Origin of the sequence: Aeromonas rivuli, assembly GCF_000820045.1 — a bacterium.
In the GTDB taxonomy this organism is placed as follows: domain Bacteria; phylum Pseudomonadota; class Gammaproteobacteria; order Enterobacterales; family Aeromonadaceae; genus Aeromonas; species Aeromonas rivuli.
Genome location: NZ_CDBJ01000043.1, coordinates 144,740 through 161,223 on the forward strand (window position 1 = coordinate 144,740; position 16,484 = coordinate 161,223).

The following is a 16,484-nucleotide window of genomic DNA, read 5'->3' on the forward strand; positions in this document are numbered from 1 at the left end:
CCAATATGCTGTAGCTGTGAGCCAGGCTGGCGGTGATACCTCGCCCAGATCGCAGCCAATATGCTGTAGCTGTGATCCAGGCTGGCGGTGATACCTCGCCCAGATCGCAGCCAATGTGTTGTACCTGTGAGCCAGGCGGTATCCCCCTCGTCGGTGACGTGTCGGCGATGACGTCTCGCCTAGCCCACAGCCAGTGAGTGACGGGCGGCCTGGCCGCCCCTTTCGAGGATCCTATGGGCCGAATTTTTTGGTTGTTGTGCGCCACCCTGCTGCTCAGTGCCTGCTCATCCCCCCCTCAATCCAGCGATGATCAGGATGACAACCTGGTCAACGGCAAGGACGTGCGCGGCTTCGAGCACATGATCAGCGCCCTCTCCCATAACGTGAACGAGATATGGGGGCGGGAGGCGCTGTTTGCGGGCAAGTTTGACTACGTCAAATACACGGATGAATACAAGAGCCGTGCCCACATCGACTTCTCCAGTGGCCACATCATGATAGAGACCGTCTCGGGGCTGGATCCCAAGTCCCATCTGCGCCGCGCCATCATCGAAACGTTGCTCACCCCGGACGATCCGGCTGAGGTGGATCTCTATTCGGACAGAGAGATACTGCCCGGCGGCGAGCCCTTCCTCTATGGTCAGGTGCTCGATAACAATGGCCAGCCGATCCGCTTCGACTGGCGTGCAGAGCGCTATGCCGATTACCTGCTCAGCACCGCCATGAAGAAGCGCACCCTCGGCATTCGCAACATCTTCTACGTCGACATCCCCATGGTGGCGAACCACGAAGACAAGCGTGGCTACAAGTACGCCAGCATCATCCGCGATGCCTCCCGCAAATACGGGGTCGCCGAGAGCCTTATCTATGCGGTGATCAAGACGGAGAGCAGCTTCAACCCCTATGCGGTCAGCCATGCCAATGCCTATGGCCTGATGCAGGTGATACCCGCGACCGCAGGGCGCGATGTCTATGTCAGGGTCAAGGGCAAGAGTGGTCAACCGACCCGGGATGACTTGTTTAATCCGGCCTACAACATAGACGTGGGCACCGCCTATCTGCATCTGTTGCAGACCGTCTACCTGGTCGACATCGCCGATCCCCGTTCGCGGCGCTACGCCGTGATCTCCGCCTATAACGGGGGGGCGGGCGGCGTACTCAATACCTTCTCCCGCGACCGCAAGGCCGCACCCGGCATGATCAACCGCCTCTCCCCCGAGGCCGTCTATCAGGTCCTGACCGAGCAGCATCCCAAAGCGGAAGCGCGTCGTTACCTCTACAAGGTCGATCAGGCCGAGAAAGGGTTCAAGCGAGCCGTGCCCAGCCGGGCGGGTTGAAGGAGCCACCCCTCAAGCCCCCAACCGGACGATTGAAAACATCAAAAGGGCGCTCCAGGAGCGCCCTTTTCATATCAACATCAACCTATCGCCAGCGCCGTGCACTATTTGGCGATGAAACCGCCCTTGCTCTGGGGGGTGGCACCCACCTTCTCCAGTTGCTCCACTTCCAGCTCTGTCTTGTTCCAGCTGTGATCCACTTCGCCACGCAGACGCACCGAGTCATCCGGGCCAACTTCCTGGCCACGCCATACGTCCGCATCGATCTCGACTTCCACCTCGCCACTGGCATCGCGGAACAGATAGTTCTCACCGCCCAGGTGCTTGACCAGCTTGCCTTCCACCGTCGCCCAGCTGTCATCGGCAACATCTTTGAGCTGGATGACAGTGACCACATTCTGCTCCGCAGGTCCGGTGTAGGCGGCCAGGGTGGAGGTGGATACAGAGACCAGGGCCAGCAGGGTAAGAGCGCTCAATGTTTTCATGTCAGTTTCCTCAGGTTTCACAGGTTGCCACAGCGGCTATGGAGGCATGATGTCAGAGGGAGCGTGAAACATATGTGAAGCCACCCCATTTGGGGGATCGGTGTGTGACCGCAATCGCTTGCGGACAAATCAATGATTGTTGAATTAAATTCGACAGGGTTATCATTCTCAAATGACTCGCAAAATGGCGAGATCTGAGCACTATCGCAGGACAGCCTGCCTCCAGAGATGAGAACCCCCATGATGAGAGCCTGTTTTATCTGCCTGCTGGGCCTGCTGGCCTGGACCGCCCAGGCGGCCGAGCCACGTCCCGCCTTCTCCCGCATTGTCGTCTTTGGTGACAGCCTGTCCGACACCGGCAAGATGTATGGCAAGATGCGCGGTTATCTTCCCTCCAGCCCACCCTATTATCAGGGGCGCTTCTCCAACGGCCCCGTCTGGCTTGAGCATCTGGATGCACAGTTTCCCGGCCTGAAGATCGCGAATGAGGCCGAAGGGGGCGCCACCGCCGTCGCCTACAACAAGATCTCCTGGCACCCCCAATATCAGGTGATCAACAACCTGGATTACGAGGTCACCCAGTTTCTGAAAAAAGACGGCTTCCAACCGGACGATCTGGTGATCATCTGGGTCGGCGCCAACGACTACCTCGCGTACGGCTGGAACAGTGAGACCGACGCCAAGCGGGTGCGCGATGCCATCAGTGACGCCGCCAACCGCATCGTGCTCAATGGCGCCAGGCAGGTGCTCTTGTTCAACTTGCCGGACCTGGGTCAAAACCCCTCGGCCCGTAGCCAGCAGGTCGTCCAGGCCGCCAGCCATGTCTCCCAATACCACAACGCCCTGCTGCTCAATCTCGCGCGCCAGCTCGCACCGACCGGCCTGGTACGGCTGTTCGAGATAGACAAGCAGTTCGACGAGATGCTGCGTGAGCCACACAATTTCGGGCTGAGCGACACCGAGCACGCCTGTTACGACGGTGGTTATGTGTGGAAGCCGTTTGCCGCCAGCAGCGCAAGCGATGACGCCCGCCTCAGTGCATTCAGCCCGCAGGAGCGGATCGCCATCGCGGGTAACCCCCTGCTGGCTCAGGCCGTCACCAGCCCGATGGCGCGCAAGGCGACCGCCCCTGACTGCGAGGGCAAGATGTACTGGGATCAGGTTCATCCCACCCGAGTCGTCCATGCCGCCCTGGGTGAGCGGGCCGCTGCCTTCATCGAGAGCCAGTACGAATTCCTGCCCAACTAGCAGCGACGCTCGCCAACGGAGATGTAAAAAAACAGGGGGCTGACCAGCCCCCTGTTTGTTGATTAGCGCTCAGACCCGCACATTAACAATTATTGTTATTTCAGTTAGTTGCGACATTTGCAAAAGCGACTAACTTTAATCTGTCCCACGGCCATGACCGCCGGACCCATAAGGGAGGGCCATTGAGGCAAACCTCCCTCACATGAAATTGCAGAGGCACGATATGAATAAATCATTGATTACATTGATTGTTTCTGGATTGCTGGCGGCCAACGCCCAGGCGGCAGGACAAGACAACACCTGGTATGGCGGCGCAAAGCTGGGTTGGTCCAACTTCTATGGTGTCGATCAGAATGACGCCATCAGAGATAACTTCAACATTACCGATGAGGACGACGATGCTCTGGGGGCTGGCGCCTTCGCCGGTTATCAGATCAATCAGAATGTCGGGATAGAGCTGGGGTACGACTGGCTCGGCAAGTACAAATATGATATCGCCGACAAGATCGATCCCACCATGAAGGGTGATGATGAAGTGACGGCCCAGATGGCACAGCTGACCATGAAGATCGGTTTCCCGGTCGCCGAGCGCCTGGATTTGTATGGTCGCCTCGGTGGCGCCTATGCCTGGACCAGTAGCAGAGAGCTGGATAACGATGATGGCGCTGCCTTTGTCGGCGCTCTGGGTGCCGAGTACGCCATCGATCGCAACTGGGCCGCTCGCTTCGAGTACCAATACACCACGCCGCTGGGTGATATGGACATGGATCATACCGGGCTCGAACTCGACAATGGTCTGCTCTCGGTTGCCATGTTGTATCGCTTTGGCCAGGAGGCCCCCGAAGCCGCCGTGGTACCCGCTCCCGCACCGGCGCCGACCCCGGTGACACATAGCTTTAGCCTCAGCTCGGATGTGCTGTTTGACTTCAACAAGGCGACCCTGAAGCCGGAAGCCAGCCAGGCTCTGGATACCCTCTATAGCCAGATTGAAGCCGCCAGACCCAAGGATGGCACTGCCACCGTCATGGGTTACACGGATCGTCTCGGCGCTGATGGCTACAACCAGACGCTCTCCGAGCACAGGGCTCGCACAGTCGCCGACTACCTGGTCGGCAAGGGCCTGCCCGCCGACAAGGTGCAAGTACAAGGCATGGGTGAGAGCAACCCTGTCACCGGCGACAGCTGCGCCAGCGGATCCAAACGTGAGCTGATCGTCTGCCTGGCCCCGGATCGCCGGGTCGAAGTCAAGGTCGAAGGCATCTCGGAAGTCGCACAATAAGCCAGACTGAAGTGATAAAAACGGGAGGCCTGGCCTCCCGTTTTATTTTCTGTGATTGCGCAACAGGTGGCTGAGCTCAGCCCTTGCGCAGCTCGGCAGCAATCTGATCGAGCAGCTGTTGCCAACCCATCCCCAACTCTCCCACCAAGGCACCATAGCCATCGGCGGGCAGCACACGCTCCATATGGAAGGGGTTGTCCTGCAGCACCCGACCATCTTCGGCCAGCAGGCGCCAGCGTCCGCTCAGCACGGCGCGGCCATCGAAACGACCCTGGAAGCGCTGTACGCTGATATTGAGTACAGGCCCCTGACGAGCGCCATCCTGGCGTACTACCCAGCCGGGCAGGCGGGCAGACAGGCCATTCTGGGTCAGCTGGTTCAGCTGACCATCCAGCGAGCCTGCCCAACGCTGGTACTCGGTAAAGAGCAGCTCCTTCCCTTCCAACTGATAGACCAGGCTGACATTGTCGAGCTGATCCGAGAGCTGAACCGGGCGCAGCACCAGCTGATGCTGAGGCCGGCTGACTGGCGCGGCCTGAGGTGTGCCGTCGGCATCCAGAGAGTAATAGTGCAGCGCCGGGGCGCTGCTGCATCCGGCCAGCAAACCGGTCAGGGCCAGGGCCATGAAGAGTGATTTCATTCGGTACCTCGCTTGGGTTCAGGATCCTGGGGGCGCGTGCGATCGAAGATCAGCGAACTCGGCTGCTCGTTGAGAGAGTGCACCAGGGGCTGCAGCTCGCGCATCAGCTGGTTGAGGGATTGCACCGACTGGCGCAGATCCTGATTGGTCTGGGAGGCCCCATCGTAGCTGCGCAGCGTCTCCTTGAGCTGTAGCAGGCTCTCGTTGAGGGAGGCTGGCAACTGTTGGGTCGACTGCTGGCTGGTCAACTTGTCCAGATTGGCGCTCAGGGAGCTGACGTTCTTCATGGTCTTGTCCAGGTTCGCCAGGCTGCTGTTGACCTGAGCCAGGGTCGTGGACATATCCATATCGACAAATTTGTCGAGGATGAGGTTCACCTTGCGCTCTATCTGATCCAGACCGCCCTGGGTGGTGGGGAATACCTCGGTACCTGCCATCTGGCGCGCGGCGAACGCGGGGGCATCCGGGTAGAAGTTGAGATCGATCACCTTGCCACCGGTCAGCAGACTCGCGGTCTTGAGTGTGGCTCTGAGCCCTTCCTTGAATTGCGTGCTGAACAGCTTGCGCCACTGCTCCCGCTCGGCGTTGGCATAACGGTGGGAGAGACGCTGCACCTCGATGCGCGCCAGCACGGGGATCACCTTGCTCTTGAAGATCTGGGTCGCCTTGTCATCGATGAGATAAGGGGACGATATGACGGTACCGACCCGCACGCCGCGATACTCCACCGCAGCCCCGGGATGCAGACCCGCCAGGCTGTCTTCGAACAAGAAAACATAGTCAATGAACTGATTGAGGCTACCGGCCAACACGCTGCCCTGATCCTTGAACAGGGTGAAGGAGTCCTTGCTCTTGACCGCACCGCCCGGAACCCAGCCAGCCGGCAAGCCAACGGTAATGCCACCATCGAGCAACCCCTCCAGGGAGTCCATCTTCACCTTCATCCCCTCGCTGGTCAGCGACGCCTCGAAGCCTGGGGTCATCCAGAAGCGGGAGTTGTTGGTGATCAGCACATCGTAGGGCGCATTGATGAAGATCTGGTATTCCAGCTCACTCTTCTCGGGTAAAAACTTCACCTCCTCCACCTGGCCTATGGTGTAGCCCTGATATTGGATGGGGGAGCCCACACTGAGGGAGCGGGTCTCGGTGCTGTTGAGCGTCAGCCTGAGCCCCTTGGCATCGAGGGAGGCGAGTGGCGGCTTGTCGAGGATCTCATAGCGCGACTTCGCCTTGCCCTTCTTGCCGGGAGAGAGCTCTATGTAGGCGCCGGACAGCAAGGTGCTCAGACCCGAGACCCCTTCACGGCCAACCCTGGGTTTGACCACCCAGAATTGAGTATCCCCCTTGAGCATATTGGCCGCATTGTTGGAGAGACGCGCCGTGATGATGGCATGGCTGTAGTCATCGCTGAGCTCCACCGCCTCGATGCGGCCCACGTCGACCTCACGGGAGCGGATCACCGTCTTGCCCGCGACTATGCCCTCGGCCGTGGCCACGGTCAGCTGGAAGCTGGGCCCCTGGGAGTACCAGTGCTGAAACAGCATCCAGGCACCGATGAGCAGGGCCACCAGAGGCACCATCCAGATCGCCGCCGCCGAACCGAGGAAGTCGGAACCGACTTTTCTCACTGTCTTACGCTCACTCACGTTCGCGTTCTCCTTGTTGTAAATCCCAGATCAAGCGGGAATCGAAACTCATGGCGGCCACCATGGTGATCAGCACCACGCCAGCAAAGGCGACGGCGGCGGGGCCGGGATAAATGGTCATCAGATTATCGAGCCGGATGAGGCCTGCCAGTATGGCCACCACGAACACATCTATCATGGACCAGCGACCGACAAACTCCGTCATGCGATAGAGCTTGAGTTTACCGAGCGGCGAGGCGCCGTCCCCGGTCTGTACCCGGTAGCAGAGCCAGAACAGGGCCAATATCTTGGCAAGCGGGATCACCACGCTCGCGATGAAGATCACCGCGGCGATGGGATAGGAGCCCATTCCCCACAGCAGCACAACGCCGCCGAGTATGGTCGAGGGGCTGATATCGCCGAGGAAGACGGTGTCCATGATGGGATAAAGGTTGGCAGGTACATAGAGAATGGCCGAGGTGATGAGCAGCGCCCAGGTACGTGCCATGCCACCGGGTTTACGGCTGTGCAGATGAGCACCGCAGCGCAGGCAGCTATGCTGCCCCCATTCGCCGAGGGCACCGCAGACGTGGCAACCCACCAGACCCGCCTCCCGGGCACCCAGTGCGGGATCCAGCTCACGGGGCTCGCTCGGGCCAAACAGTCGCTGCCAGAACCACATGCGATCCAGCGATGAAATCGTCTTGATAAGCAGCAGGGTATACCCGACAAAGGCCCAGAAGGAGAGACCCATCTTGATGTCGGCCATGCCCATCAACTTGACCAGAGAGATGAGTACCCCGATGAGGAACACATCCACCATCAACCAGGGCTTGATCCGGCACAGCAAACGTCCGAGAGAGCGCAATGCGTTGCTGTGCATGGGTTTATCGAGTCGCCACAGCACCAGCATGGTCGACACCATATAGACGAGGGGCAGACCGATCAGCGTCATGCTGAGGACAGCGGCCAGAAACAGGTAGCCTTCATTCACCAGGGTGGTGATGCACTGCAGGAAGCTCATCTCCTGGCCCAGCCCCTTGGCGGAGAAAGACATGAAGGTGAAGCAGTTGGTGAGCACGAACATGATGATGGCGGCCAGGCCATAGGCGAGCGGCCGCCTCGCCTGATCCGGTAGGTGACTGGTCAAGGTGTGACCGCAGCGGACACAATGTTGCGTCTCGCCCAGCGCCAACTCTGTGGCGGGAGCCAGCAAATCACACTCTTCGCACGCGGTTGGATCGGCACGATATGGGCTCAGTTCGGAACTTGATGGCAAATGAATATCTCTGTCTGGGTCCATCACGGACCGTGAAAGCGCGATTATCGCAGCAGGGCGCCCAGGCTGCCAGCCCCTATCTCACCCCATAGTTGAGGTGGCAACAGAATGACTTTGACAAGCCAGTGGCCATTTAGCACAATCAAACGCCACTTTTTTTCCGCGGGACAATAATTTATGACAACCGAATCCCCCAGCTACGCCACCATAGAGCAGGCCTTCTCCCTCGGGAATGGGCAAGACTCCGCTCTCAACTGGCTTCGTAAAAACCGCAGTCAGGTTGCCATCTTCCTGGTGAGCGGCATCAAGCTGGAAGGCACCATCAGTGGCTTTGACCAGTACAGCGTGCTGTTGACCGACGCCCATGGCAACCAGCAGTTGGTGTACAAGGCCAAGATCTCCACCATCGCCATGCACTCGGGTCGCCCCCAGGTCAATATTCAGCGCGCCCGCAAGCCCCGTGTCTCCATGGCACCGCGCCCCCATGGCGCCCCCGGCCGTTATGACAATAACGATCAGGGTGGCAGCAGCGAGCAGTAAGCCAGAGCTTTCTCTGTCACAGAGGCCCGCGTGACGGTCGCAGTCGCGACTTGCGTCAATCCGTGACAGATATGTCTACTCCCCTCCCAACCTGTCCCGCCGGGGAGTAGACCATCCGTTTCCCCTCAGAGATCCCCTATCGCCATCAGTGAGGCGGGGTCGACTCGGCATCGTTTACACACCCAGCGCCCCTGTGTGATGGCCGGGCCGCCACCATGACAGTTATGACAGAGCCCGCTCCCGTTGGTTATCCAACACCCTGACCACCTTGAGGGTGCGCTTGCGCGCGCATTGCCTTTCAAGATAGCGAGCAATCCTATGAACGATCCGATATGGCTCAGTCCGGCAATGCAGCCGGTACCCCGTCCTTGACCAGACAGGTCTGCATGCCGGCAGCCTGCCCGGCGGCCAGGCCTATGCCGGTATCCTCGAACACCAGGCAGCCGCGAGGCTCGACCCCGAGCCGCTCGGCGACCAGCAGGAAGGTATCGGGATGTGGCTTGTGCTGGATGACATCATCCGCGGTCACCACCACGGGAAAGTAGCGATCCAGGCCGGTATTGCGCAACACGGCCTCGGCATTGATGCGGGGCGAGCCAGTGCCCACCCCCATGGGCAGATGACCATGATGGGCCTGCACCAGCTCAAGCATGGCGGGGAAGACGGTCGCCTTATGCAGGTTGGCCACATAGTGGGCCGTCTTGCAGCGCGTCACTTCCAGGGGGTCCAGCGCTATCTGCTGCTCTTCGGCTACCAGCAGGGCTATCTTGCGACTCGGCATGCCGCCCAGCTCATAAAACCAGTCACCATCGAACTTGAAACCAAATTCGCGGGAAGCATGCTCCCACGCCGCCAGGTGCAGCGGCATGGAATCAACCAAAGTACCGTCCAGGTCGAAGACCAGGCCTTGAAAACGGGAGAGGATCATGGGCAGCTCTGCATCGAAAAAGAGAGCCATTCTAGCAGTCCCTGAGCGGGAGGCCATGGCCTAGACGGTGGAAATTTGCTCCGTGGGCAACGACTGCGGTTCGAAGAGCCGACTGCAGGCACGGCCAGCTGACTTGGCACGGTAGAGCGCCTGATCCGCGCGCTCGATAAGCTGCTCCCACTGCACGCCCTGATCCGGGGCCCAGTAGCTGAATCCTATGCTCACCGTGAGCTGTGACTTGACCCTGGAGGCCGGATGCTCAATGGCAAGCTTGGCGAGCTGGTGATGGATGCGCTGGCAGAGGAACTCCGCCTCGCCGGGTTGGGGATTACAGAGCAAGATCACGAACTCCTCGCCACCGTAACGGGCGACCAGATTGGTGCGGCGTCGCTCACACTCTTGCAGCAGCTGGGCCACCTGGCGCAGGCAGAGATCCCCCTTGCCGTGGCCAAAGTGGTCGTTGTAGGCCTTGAACTCATCGACATCGATCATCAACACGGCCAGCCGCCGATGTTGGCGACGCGCCATCTCCCACTCCCGGGCCAACGTCAGATCCCACTGGCGGCGGTTGGCGATGCCGGTGAGCGGGTCCTCCATGGAGAGCAGGGCCAGCTGCTCGTTGGCCTGCGCCAGCGCCTGATTCACCAACTCCAGCGCCTCATTGGTCTCGGCCAGCTGGCGAGTCCGTGCCGCGACCCGCTCTTCCAGATCCCGGTTGAATTGCTCGAGGGCGGCATGATTGCGCTGGCGGATCAACATCTGGGAGAGCATGGCGGCGAACTGCTTGAAGATTTCCCCATGGTAGGCCTTGATAGGCTTGCGCTGCAGCAGGTTGTCGGCGGCAATCCAGCCGATGGGACTATCCCCGTCCCACAGGGAGACCATGGCGTTCCAGCCGCGCCCCACCTCCTGCTGCTCGTAATAAAGCGGCGCATCTTCCAGCACCAGCACATAGTCTTTGCGGCGCAAGGCCTCCTGTACCACAGGATGTTCCGGGATCGGGCTGACGAAGTGACGCTCGTCGGTGATCTCTCCCGCCTCGTTGGTGCCCCAACTGCCCTGCATGGTGGTGAAGTCCGGATCGATCAGGAAGACGGCAACCCTGTCGAATTGCAGCAGACTGCGGGCCAGCAGCACGGCATCGTGCAGCAGACTCGACTCACTGCGGCAGCTGGAGAGCTGTACCCCCACCTGATGCAGGGATTGCAACAGGTCGAGAAAGGATTGCTGCAAGGCCTGGCTCTGAACCAGGGATGCCTCTGTGGTGAGCCGTTCGTCCCGCTCCCGGCTAACCAGACTGCTCAACATGCGGCTCTCCAGCTCGGCGGCCAGATAGTGCATCAGCAGCTGTATGCCCTGCTTCTGGCGGGGGGTGAGCCGGTCAAGGCGACGACGGGTTTCGAGATAGACGCCCCCCTCCAGCCCCTGTTGCCGCTTGAGTGGAAAACAGGCTCTCAGTTGGGCCGGAGGAGCTTCTACCGCGTCGCACCAGCCATGGGGATCACTCTTGAGTTCGATGAGCAGCTGGCCCTTGGCCAGGGCCTGCTCGATGAAAGGCAGGGGTAACCCCAGCATGCTGGCATGATGGGGCTCAAGGGTCACCAGACCCCGTTCGGGATGGAAGGCGAACAGCTCAGGCTGCGGTCGATTCAACCACAGATAGATCTGATCGGCTTCGGTCTTCTCCCTGATAGTCGCCAGCGTCACCTCACAGAGGTGCTCAAAACTGGTGAAGTGCTCCGGATCCCATTCCAGCATGTCAATCATCCTCAACTGAACCCGAGCAGTATATAGAGCCGGGTTCATAGTGATTCAATTAACGCGTAAAAGGTCGATCCAGAGCCCATTTTTTCGCCGTTAGAGCAGGTCCAAAGCCAGCATGGCATCGCGGATCCGCTGCTTGGTTGCTTCGGCAAGCGGCATCACGGGCAGGCGACACTCTTCACTGCACAGGCCGAGCAGGGAGGCCGCATACTTGGCCCCCGCCGGGCTGGGCTCGGCAAACATGGCCTGGTGCAGCGGGATCAGGCGATCTTGCAACACGCGAGCGGCCTGCCAGTCGCCGGCCAGGGTCAGGTTCTGCACCTCGGCCAGCAGCTTGGGAGCCACGTTGGCGGTCACCGAGATACAACCCTGACCGCCACCTATGTTGTAGGCCACGGCGGTCGCGTCCTCACCCGAGAGCCAGGCGAACGGCTTCTTGATGAGCTGACGCTCAGTCAGGGGGCGGGACAGATCGCCGGTGGCATCCTTGACCCCGACGATGCGTGGCAACTCGGCGAGCCGGGCCAGGGTGGCTGGCTGCACATCGACAATGGCACGGGGCGGAATGTTATAGACGATGATGGGCTTGCTCGTCGCGTCATGAACGGCCTTGAAGTGATGATAGAGCCCCTCCTGATTCGGGCGGTTGTAGTAACCGGCCACATGCAGGGTGCCATCCGCCCCCGCCTGTTCGGCGAAACGGGTGTATTCGATGGCCTCCACCGGGTTGTTGGAGCCCGCACCGGCGATCACCGGTACCCGGCCAGCGACCTGCTTGACCACCAGCTCAACCACCCGGCAGTGCTCATCGTGGCTCAGGGTCGGACTCTCCCCCGTGGTGCCCACCGGCACTATGCCGTGAGTACCCTGCTCCAGGTGCCAGTCTACCAGGCGCAGCAGTGCCACCTCATCCAGTTGGCCATCACGAAAGGGGGTGATCAGCGCAACGATCGAACCTTGAAACATGGAATCTCCTTCTCCGTCGACTCTCGACATCAACAAAAAACCCCGCTACGGAGTGCGCAGCGGGGTTTGAAACTTCTCAGGGCGGTGAGAGGGTTACGCGCGCACGCCAGCAAACCCAGGTTTTGGGTTCTTTTTATGCTTTCGTTTCAACGCGTTGAACCGCATCACGCCATCCCCGAGGAAAAATGAGTGTTCGGGCATCTTTCTGGAACACGGCATAAATGTCAAGGCGAAAGCAGCCATGTATACTAGCGGGCCAAAACCCCCCGGAGAGAGTCATGAGTCATCCCCTGAGTGCCGTCAGCCAGATGCTGGAACGTAATCAAGCCCTGTTCGAGGGCAAGAGCCTGCTGGTGTGCGGTGCACTGGAAGATGATTATCCCCGTGAACTGGCCGGGATCGCCCGCGAGCTGATGGTCTTTACCACGGATTACAGCTACTTCCTGACCCAGCAGGAGGCGCTCGGCGAACGCATCCATTTCGGTCATGAGCTGGGGGGAGAGGCCCGCTTCGATGCCCTGCTGCTGCTGCTGCCCAAGGCCAAGGCCGAGGCTCGCTTCCTGCTCGCCATGGTGGCTCCCCTGTTGCACCCTGGAGCCGATATCTTCCTCGCCGGGGACAACAATGGCGGCATCAATGGTGCCGACAAGCTGATCGCCCCCTATGCCGGCAAGCCGGTCAAGCGCGACTCGGCGCGGCGCTGCTCCCTCTATCATGGCGAGCTCTGCGAGCCGGTCACCCCCTTCCTACTCGATGACTGGCTCAGCCAGTACCAGTGCCAGATAGGCGACACCCAGCTGACCATACAGGCACTGCCCGGTGTGTTCAGCGCCAGCGAGCTGGATCTAGGCAGCAAGATGTTGCTCGCCAATCTGCCTGCCATGAACGGCACGCTGCTCGACTTTGGCTGCGGCGCCGGGGTCATCGGCTCTGTGCTGGCCAAGCGCAATCCCGGCCTCGACGTGACCATGGTCGATATCAACGCCCTGGCCCTGGAATCGAGCCGCCGCACCTTGGCCGCCAACGGTCTCAAGGCTCAGGTATTGGCCTCGGACGTCTACTCGGCGCTGCCCGGTCGCTTCGACCGGATAGTGTCTAATCCGCCGTTCCACGCCGGGCTCAAGACCCATTACGCCGCCACCGAGACCTTCCTGGCCGAGGCGCCTCGCCATCTCGCCCACCATGGCACTCTGACCATAGTGGCCAATCTCTTCCTGCGTTATCAACCTATACTGGAAGCCAGCTTCCCGCGGACCGAGATCCGCGCGGCAGATACCAAGTTCAGGGTCTATCGCAGCAGCCTGTAACGACTGTCACAAATCTTGTGTAGAGTCTCACCTGGAATCTGTTATGGTATCCGCAAACGTTTAACAACCCCCTTTGGGGGTATTTTTTTGCGATACTCTGAAAGCCTTTTCACAGCAGCAGCACCGGAGATACACAGACCATGGCAGGCATACTCACTATGATACTGGCGGGTGGAGAAGGCACCCGCCTGCAACCCTTGACCACCACTCGCAGCAAGCCGTCAGTCCCCTTTGGCGGCAGCTACCGTCTCATCGATTTCGTACTCAACAACTTCGTCAACGCCGACTTCCTGCGGATCTATGTGCTGACCCAGTTCAAGTCCCAGTCCCTCTATCTGCACATGAAGAAAGGCTGGAACATTGTCGGCATCACGGATCGCTTCATCGACCCCATCCCGGCCCAGATGCGGATGGGCAAGCGCTGGTACGACGGTACGGCCGATGCCATCTACCAGAACCTGCGCTTCATCGAGATCTCCGACCCTGAACATGTCTGTATCTTTGGCTCGGATCATATCTACAAGATGGACGTGAGCCAGATGGTCAGTTTCCACAAGCAGAAGGCGGCAGCCCTGACCGTGGCGGCGCTGCGCATGCCGATTGAAGAGGCGAGCGCCTTCGGGGTGATCGAGGTGGATCAGGAGGGGAGGATGATAGGTTTTGAGGAAAAACCCAAGCATCCCAAGCACATACCGGGTGATCCCAGCCAGGCCCTGGTCTCCATGGGCAACTACATCTTCGAAACCGAAGCGCTCTATCGCGAGCTGAAACGAGACGGGGATGATGAGCATTCCAGCCATGATTTTGGCAAAGACATCATTCCTCACCTCTTTCCCCGTGCCCCTGTCTACGTCTATGACTACAGTACCAACGTGATCCCGGGGGAAGGCCCGAATGTCTATTGGCGCGACGTCGGCACCCTGGATGGCTACTGGCAAACCCACATGGACCTGGTTGCCGACAACCCGCCCTTCTCCCTCTACAACCGCAAATGGCCACTGCATACCCACTACCCCCCCTTGCCGCCCGCCACCTTCGTTGACACTGAGGATTGCAAGGTAAAAATTGCCAACTCATTGATTTCCGGCGGGAGCTTCATTCAGGGCAGCCAGATCCAGCGTTCAGTGCTGGGCTTTCGCTGCAACATAGGCCCCTGCAGCCATATCAGCGAGTCCGTGCTGCTCGGGGATGTGAAGATAGGTGAGGGCTGCTCAATTCGGCGCGCCATCATAGACAAAAATGTTGAAATTGCGCCCGGCACCGTGATCGGTGAGAATCTGACCCATGACCGGGAAAGGTTCACCGTATCTGAAGGGGGTATTGTCGTGATACCCAGGGGAGCGAGAGTTGGCTATTAACCCATTAAAAATTCTGTTCGTGGCCTCAGAGGTCGAGGGGCTGGTCAAGACTGGCGGCCTGGCCGATGTGGCTCGTGCGCTACCACGCTATCTGGCCCAGCAGGGCCATGATGTGCGCATCATATTGCCCTTCTACAAGGGGATGAAGCGCCGTGACGAAGCCAGGCTGCTGGCCTCGCGCTGGCTACCCACCCCGACCGGACAGGAAGATATCGGTTATCGCCTGCATCAACTCGAGCTGGACGGGTTCCCCGTCTACCTCGTCGATTGCCCCCGCTACTTCGAGCGGGCTGAACTCTATGCCGAGCATAACCAGGCCTATGGGGACAACGGCGAGCGATTCGCCTTTCTGGCCGCCGCCGCCCTCCATGCCACAGAGCAGCTCGGCTTCGCCCCGGACATAATCCACTGCAACGACTGGCACACAGGTCTGCTGCCGTTGCTGCTCAAGACCCGGCACGCCAACAATCCCTTCTTCGCCCAGACCCGCAGCGTCATCAGCATCCATAATGCCGCCTTCCAGGGGGTATTCGATCGGGTGCAATTTGCCGCCGTACCCGAGATAAGTCATTACGAACAGCGGGTGGCCTATGACTATGGCCACATCAACCTGCTCAAGTGTGGCGTGCTCTACGCCGACAAGATCAATGCGGTCAGCCCCAACTACGCCAATGAGCTGCTGACCCACCTGGGTGCCCATGGCATGGCATCGGCCTTCCAGCAGCGGGCGGCGGACCTGCGCGGCATCCTCAACGGCTGCGACTATCAGGATTGGGATCCCGCCACCGACCTCCACCTGCCTGCCAACTACGATGATCAGGATCTGAGCGGCAAGGCACGCTGTCGCGCCCAGTTGCAGCAAGATGCGGGTCTGCCGGTGGTGAGCGACCCTATCTACGGCATGGTGTGCCGCCTGACGGAGCAGAAAGGTGTTCATCTGCTCATCCCCGCCCTTGAGGACTTCCTGCGCCACCGGGTGCAGGTGGTGATCGTCGGTTCGGGGGATCCCTCTCTGGCGGCTCAGCTTCAAGCCATCGCCCAGCAACATCCGGACAGGTTCGCCTTCATCAATACCTACGACGACCGGCTGGCCCATCTGGTAGAGGCGGGCGCCGATATCTTCCTGATGCCCTCTCTGTTTGAACCCTGCGGCCTCAACCAGATGTACAGCCTGGCCTATGGCACCCTGCCCCTGGTGCGGGCCGTCGGTGGCCTCAAGGACACGGTAGTTGACTGGGACAAGGGCGATGAAGAGGCTACCGGTTTCTGTTTTGTGGATCCCACCGCCCATGGCCTGCTCGATGCCATGCGCCGCAGCCTGCTCTATTTCCTGCAAGAACCCGAACGTTTCGCTCTGATACAGCGTCGTGCCATGCAGACCCGCTTCGACTGGCCAGATTCGGTGGACCAATACGTGCAAATGTATCGGGATGCCCTCGCTCGCTAGGCTCGGATCATTCGAGAATTGCTGAAGTTTTGTCCCCTTGACCCGGCTTTCTCTGCCAAGGGCGAAAAAAGTCCATTATGGCTGTTGACGCCCCTTCAAAACTCTATAAAATCCCCGTCCGCAGTGATGCGAAGGTGGCGGAATTGGTAGACGCGCTAGCTTCAGGTGTTAGTGTCCCACGGATGTGAGGGTTCGAGTCCCTCTCTTCGCACCATACTGCAACATGCTTCATCAGTGGCATGTAAAACAAGATTGATGACCCAATGTGCGAAGGTGGCGGA

Annotated in this window: 14 protein-coding genes and 1 tRNA gene; 8 read left to right on the forward strand and 7 right to left on the reverse strand. The window is 59.9% G+C overall.

The window, feature by feature from the left end:
* Positions 1 to 233: 233 nt before the first annotated feature.
* Positions 234 to 1,337 (forward strand): membrane-bound lytic murein transglycosylase MltC, encoded by a 1,104-nt coding sequence (mltC, locus tag BN1130_RS09630; RefSeq protein ID WP_042041714.1) that lies wholly within the window; start codon positions 234 to 236, stop codon positions 1,335 to 1,337.
* 104 nt (positions 1,338 to 1,441) lie between these two features.
* Here mltC and BN1130_RS09635 read toward each other — a convergent pair whose 3' ends face one another.
* Positions 1,442 to 1,822 carry a YgiW/YdeI family stress tolerance OB fold protein gene (locus BN1130_RS09635; RefSeq protein WP_042041716.1) on the reverse strand — a complete coding sequence of 127 codons (381 nt, stop codon included), beginning with the start codon at positions 1,820 to 1,822 and terminating at the stop codon, positions 1,442 to 1,444.
* A 243-nt stretch (positions 1,823 to 2,065) separates the two neighbouring features.
* Here BN1130_RS09635 and BN1130_RS09640 point away from each other — a divergent pair, with 243 nt between their 5' ends.
* Together BN1130_RS09640 and ompA are read left to right on the forward strand one after the other, a co-directional pair.
* Complete coding sequence (locus tag BN1130_RS09640; protein ID WP_042041941.1) at positions 2,066 to 3,070, forward strand: SGNH/GDSL hydrolase family protein; 1,005 nt, start codon at positions 2,066 to 2,068, stop codon at positions 3,068 to 3,070.
* Positions 3,071 to 3,293: 223 nt separating this feature from the next.
* Complete coding sequence (gene ompA, locus BN1130_RS09645) at positions 3,294 to 4,349, forward strand: porin OmpA (protein WP_042041718.1); 1,056 nt, start codon at positions 3,294 to 3,296, stop codon at positions 4,347 to 4,349.
* 76 nt (positions 4,350 to 4,425) lie between these two features.
* Here the strand turns inward: ompA and BN1130_RS09650 are convergent, their stop codons facing one another.
* The 3 genes from BN1130_RS09650 to BN1130_RS09660 are packed head-to-tail and all read right to left on the reverse strand — an operon-like array spanning position 4,426 to position 7,917.
* Positions 4,426 to 4,989 (reverse strand): PqiC family protein, encoded by a 564-nt coding sequence (locus BN1130_RS09650; protein ID WP_042041720.1) that lies wholly within the window; start codon positions 4,987 to 4,989, stop codon positions 4,426 to 4,428.
* Positions 4,986 to 6,635, reverse strand: coding sequence for an intermembrane transport protein PqiB (gene pqiB, locus BN1130_RS09655; protein ID WP_042041723.1), 1,650 nt, complete (start codon positions 6,633 to 6,635; stop codon positions 4,986 to 4,988). Before pqiB ends, BN1130_RS09650 begins: the two co-directional genes overlap by 4 nt.
* Positions 6,628 to 7,917 (reverse strand): paraquat-inducible protein A, encoded by a 1,290-nt coding sequence (locus tag BN1130_RS09660; RefSeq protein ID WP_042041725.1) that lies wholly within the window; start codon positions 7,915 to 7,917, stop codon positions 6,628 to 6,630. The genes pqiB and BN1130_RS09660 overlap by 8 nt, the downstream gene beginning before the upstream one ends.
* A 153-nt stretch (positions 7,918 to 8,070) precedes the next feature.
* On the opposite strand from BN1130_RS09660, the gene hfq reads away from it, so the two are divergent.
* The gene (gene hfq, locus BN1130_RS09665) at positions 8,071 to 8,433 is read left to right on the forward strand and encodes an RNA chaperone Hfq (protein ID WP_005895045.1); all 363 of its coding nucleotides are present in this window, start codon (positions 8,071 to 8,073) and stop codon (positions 8,431 to 8,433) included.
* A 337-nt stretch (positions 8,434 to 8,770) separates the two neighbouring features.
* Here hfq and BN1130_RS09670 read toward each other — a convergent pair whose 3' ends face one another.
* The 3 genes from BN1130_RS09670 to dapA form a co-directional block, all read right to left on the reverse strand.
* Positions 8,771 to 9,361 (reverse strand): HAD family hydrolase, encoded by a 591-nt coding sequence (locus tag BN1130_RS09670; RefSeq protein WP_042041942.1) that lies wholly within the window; start codon positions 9,359 to 9,361, stop codon positions 8,771 to 8,773.
* A 60-nt stretch (positions 9,362 to 9,421) separates the two neighbouring features.
* Entirely contained in the window at positions 9,422 to 11,119 is a 1,698-nt protein-coding gene (locus tag BN1130_RS09675) for a GGDEF domain-containing protein (RefSeq protein ID WP_042041726.1), read from the reverse strand.
* 99 nt (positions 11,120 to 11,218) lie between these two features.
* A complete protein-coding gene (dapA, locus tag BN1130_RS09680; protein WP_042041727.1) occupies positions 11,219 to 12,091 on the reverse strand; it encodes a 4-hydroxy-tetrahydrodipicolinate synthase in 873 nt (290 codons plus the stop codon).
* Positions 12,092 to 12,369: 278 nt separating this feature from the next.
* On the opposite strand from dapA, the gene rsmC reads away from it, so the two are divergent.
* The 4 genes from rsmC (at position 12,370) to BN1130_RS09700 (ending at position 16,417) form a co-directional block, all read left to right on the forward strand.
* A complete protein-coding gene (gene rsmC, locus BN1130_RS09685; protein WP_042041728.1) occupies positions 12,370 to 13,398 on the forward strand; it encodes a 16S rRNA (guanine(1207)-N(2))-methyltransferase RsmC in 1,029 nt (342 codons plus the stop codon).
* A gap of 140 nt (positions 13,399 to 13,538) precedes the next feature.
* On the forward strand, positions 13,539 to 14,756 hold the full coding sequence (gene glgC, locus BN1130_RS09690; RefSeq protein ID WP_042041729.1) for a glucose-1-phosphate adenylyltransferase: 1,218 nt from the start codon (positions 13,539 to 13,541) through the stop codon (positions 14,754 to 14,756).
* Complete coding sequence (glgA, locus tag BN1130_RS09695) at positions 14,746 to 16,203, forward strand: glycogen synthase GlgA (RefSeq protein WP_042041731.1); 1,458 nt, start codon at positions 14,746 to 14,748, stop codon at positions 16,201 to 16,203. Before glgC ends, glgA begins: the two co-directional genes overlap by 11 nt.
* A 128-nt stretch (positions 16,204 to 16,331) precedes the next feature.
* A tRNA-Leu gene (locus BN1130_RS09700) sits at positions 16,332 to 16,417 on the forward strand.
* The last annotated feature ends 67 nt before the right edge of the window (positions 16,418 to 16,484 follow it).

Bases quoted from the DNA above. Each gene is read 5' to 3' on its own strand.
- BN1130_RS09640 (WP_042041941.1), top strand. From the start codon at position 2,066: ATGAGAGCCTGTTTTATCTGCCTGCTGGGCCTGCTGGCCTGGACCGCC.
- BN1130_RS09670 (WP_042041942.1), bottom strand. From the start codon at position 9,361: ATGATCCTCTCCCGTTTTCAAGGCCTGGTCTTCGACCTGGACGGTACT.
- BN1130_RS09635 (WP_042041716.1), bottom strand. From the start codon at position 1,822: ATGAAAACATTGAGCGCTCTTACCCTGCTGGCCCTGGTCTCTGTATCC.
- BN1130_RS09650 (WP_042041720.1), bottom strand. From the start codon at position 4,989: ATGAAATCACTCTTCATGGCCCTGGCCCTGACCGGTTTGCTGGCCGGA.
- glgC (WP_042041729.1), top strand. From the start codon at position 13,539: ATGGCAGGCATACTCACTATGATACTGGCGGGTGGAGAAGGCACCCGC.
- rsmC (WP_042041728.1), top strand. From the start codon at position 12,370: ATGAGTCATCCCCTGAGTGCCGTCAGCCAGATGCTGGAACGTAATCAA.
- ompA (WP_042041718.1), top strand. From the start codon at position 3,294: ATGAATAAATCATTGATTACATTGATTGTTTCTGGATTGCTGGCGGCC.
- dapA (WP_042041727.1), bottom strand. From the start codon at position 12,091: ATGTTTCAAGGTTCGATCGTTGCGCTGATCACCCCCTTTCGTGATGGC.
- BN1130_RS09675 (WP_042041726.1), bottom strand. From the start codon at position 11,119: ATGCTGGAATGGGATCCGGAGCACTTCACCAGTTTTGAGCACCTCTGT.
- mltC (WP_042041714.1), top strand. From the start codon at position 234: ATGGGCCGAATTTTTTGGTTGTTGTGCGCCACCCTGCTGCTCAGTGCC.
- hfq (WP_005895045.1), top strand. From the start codon at position 8,071: ATGACAACCGAATCCCCCAGCTACGCCACCATAGAGCAGGCCTTCTCC.
- BN1130_RS09660 (WP_042041725.1), bottom strand. From the start codon at position 7,917: ATGGACCCAGACAGAGATATTCATTTGCCATCAAGTTCCGAACTGAGC.